Genomic DNA, 2,668 nt, shown 5'->3' with positions numbered 1-2,668 from the left:
GATCCGAATCTCGCTGAGCCTGTTCCGCAAGTCGGACGAACTCAACCGCGTCAACCAATCGGGAATCATCCGACAAGCCCGAGATCGAACTTGCTAATTTCGCATGTACACTCTTGGGGCCTTCGACGTTCTTGGATTGGGTCGGAGCGAAGTTGCCAACAAGACCGCGTGACCACAGATTGGCCGCAGGATTGCTGGTACTGCATCCCGACCCGACGCATACAGCCAAGCCAATCAAATAGTACGCGAGTGCAGAAATTGGACGGCAAACCATGAAAACAGCCTTTTGTATTGCTTATGCAGCAAATGTTCCATGCACCAAGATCGCGACCGACTCGGTGCCGGTTCCGCTTATATTGATAATGTCTCGGGTCATTGCATTCACCGTATGGATTGTTAATTCAGCAAGACTTGCACACGTTACGCAATTTTGCACGTGGATGCCAATGTCATTTTGATGACACCCCCATTTTGGTACCCTGGCATCTGCTCGTGAGCGTATGACAACTCAGTATGCCATGCCATGCTCAGGACAATCAATGCGATGTGAGTCAAGCCATTTCTATCCATGAAAGAACTCCGGAACTCTCATTTTTAAAAGCAATCAGTCTCTGCACTCTTTGAAACGCCCACCTTTTCAAATGGGGCTCTCCCACGGAATGGGTGGGTGCGGTCATACCTATGGTGATCACAACATCTGGCAGATGTGGTTACCCACGCGACCTCCGAAGTCGATCGCACGCACCCCCTGGACCGAGGCTCTGCATCACCCAGGTTCCCAGCAAATGAAGTACTTTCGCGACCTCTTCGAGGCTCGGCCTTTTTGGGAAATGCGCCGGGACAAGGCGATGACGATGGATTCCGAAAACGTCCATGCAGGGTGGGCTCAAGACGGCTCGTTCGGTGTCGTCTACCGGCCGCAAGGACAACCGGTCACCGTCTCGCTCGAGCAGATTTCCGGAGAATCGATCAATGTTTGGTGGTTCAACCCACGACAGAATTCGAGCCAATTGATCGGAGAGTTCAAGCGAACCAAGACACGAAGGTTCACTCCACCATCGGCAGGACGCAATAACGATTGGGTGCTGGTGATTGACAACGCCAGCCTGAGTTTGCCCAGACTGGGGTTCAGCTACCAAAACCTCATTCCAAAGGTCAAAAACTAGCGATGCGAATACATGAACGATTGATCGCGCCCTTTCGTGTTGGCGTTTTAATGACAAATCTGGTCTCGCGAGTGAAGGCGGAGATCATTTGCGAAGACGGTTGGGAAGCGGGCGGTTGGAGTGTTGACGAAAAGGCTCACGACCGCCCTCCTGATCGACGCCGTTCGAATTGGCGATGAGAAGTCGAGCGACGAAGAAGTTTCCCCACATTCTCCGCTCGTGGGCAGTGCGATCACTTGGCGATCAGAAAGAATTCAAGGTCGCGATGCGTGTCCACGTCTGGATACCCTTCGCAGGTTGGTGGAATCGCGAATCGAGCTTCGTCGGTGGGGAAAGCCGATTCGGCACGGAGTTGTTTCCGTGTCGTCGCGTCTTCCGGTGGGCCCTCACCAGGAAACATCGCTGGGGGATTCTTTCCATTACCTTCACGCCGAAGTCCCCAGCCGCCGGAGTAGTTGTCGCCGGCTCCTTTGATCAACGCAGGGCCGGGATCGGCAGCCAAATTACGATTGGACAGCGTGAAGTTCCGCTCCGACCCTGCAGAAGAAAAACCCAGATCGCGAGCGCGGCGATAATAGCCACTTTCTTTCCACACGAATTCGGAACGATTGCGAACGGAGGTGTTTCCCCCGAGACTCCCCCCCAATTGTTTGACCAACACACGCTCGGCCGGGGCCGAGATCAAATAAACAATCATGTAGCTCTTGATAGGGATCATGCAAAACCGATGGTGCAAAACGGTCCCAAAACGTCTCGATCTTCCATTCGTCGAGGTTTCGCGTCATTTCCATCGAAGCTTGAATTCCCAGCACATGTTCACGCACGTTGCTAACGTTGAAGATCACATAACTTAAGTCACCGTTTACTGCAACTTCCGTTAGCACATCGTGAATTTTCGCTGGCTTGGATCCCTGCAGCAAATGCGGCCCCGACGACCAGAACGCAAGATGATAGTAGGCACCGTATCCGTACTGCGGATAGCGATTGGAATGGTAGAAATCGTCCTGCATGAGCTGGGTTTCACCATGATCCGAAAAGACCACCATGATTCCCTCGGGGAATTCTAAGCTTCCTTCGCTCATCAGTTCGGAGCCCTCGAGGAACCGAGTCGTCGTCGCCGGTGGTTTTTTCCGTTGGTCGATCTCTTTCACCATTTCCCATTGCTCGGCGATCGCTTGAGAAATCAATTTGCCTCCTTGTTCGCGATTGACGGAATTGTCACTGTTCCAAATCGCCGTGTCTCCCTTGCCACGCAAGCCCAATTGCCAAACGACTTGATCGCCTGCGATCTCGTACCAGCACCGAGTCGATCCGCACCGATTACTTTGATGGATGTCTCACTCGCGGAGACGCGATAAGATTCCGGCTTAAGCTACGTCGCATCGATTGAAATAACGACGCGCGTGGGTGCGGTATCTGGCGATTCCGCCGCAACGCCAAAGACTTTTAACAGATCATCTCTCAGATCGTCGGCGGCAAGCTGAACGCCTGGCACATCGACG

The 2,668-nt window shown here is 53.1% G+C and carries 5 protein-coding genes; 2 read left to right on the top strand and 3 right to left on the bottom strand.

The window, feature by feature from the left end; translation table 11 throughout:
• The coding region (locus tag Poly41_RS33675; RefSeq protein WP_146531763.1) for a hypothetical protein at positions 1 to 274 on the bottom strand (274 nt) is incomplete at its 3' end.
• 367 nt (positions 275 to 641) lie between these two features.
• On the opposite strand from Poly41_RS33675, the gene Poly41_RS33670 reads away from it, so the two are divergent.
• Entirely contained in the window at positions 642 to 1,166 is a 525-nt protein-coding gene (locus Poly41_RS33670) for a putative collagen-binding domain-containing protein (protein WP_146531762.1), read from the top strand.
• Between the two features lie 2 nt (positions 1,167 to 1,168).
• Positions 1,169 to 1,345 (top strand): hypothetical protein, encoded by a 177-nt coding sequence (locus Poly41_RS34710; protein ID WP_197232005.1) that lies wholly within the window; start codon positions 1,169 to 1,171, stop codon positions 1,343 to 1,345.
• A gap of 53 nt (positions 1,346 to 1,398) precedes the next feature.
• On the opposite strand, the gene Poly41_RS33665 is transcribed toward Poly41_RS34710, so the two are convergent.
• The gene (locus Poly41_RS33665; protein ID WP_197232004.1) at positions 1,399 to 1,644 is read right to left on the bottom strand and encodes a hypothetical protein; all 246 of its coding nucleotides are present in this window, start codon (positions 1,642 to 1,644) and stop codon (positions 1,399 to 1,401) included.
• A gap of 25 nt (positions 1,645 to 1,669) precedes the next feature.
• Complete coding sequence (locus Poly41_RS33660; RefSeq protein WP_261344937.1) at positions 1,670 to 2,455, bottom strand: glycosyl hydrolase 115 family protein; 786 nt, start codon at positions 2,453 to 2,455, stop codon at positions 1,670 to 1,672.
• Positions 2,456 to 2,668 lie beyond the last annotated feature (213 nt).

Source organism: Novipirellula artificiosorum, assembly GCF_007860135.1.
Lineage (GTDB): Bacteria > Planctomycetota > Planctomycetia > Pirellulales > Pirellulaceae > Novipirellula_A > Novipirellula_A artificiosorum.
Note: the sequence above shows the minus strand (reverse complement) of the source record. Positions and strands in the feature narration are given on the sequence as shown.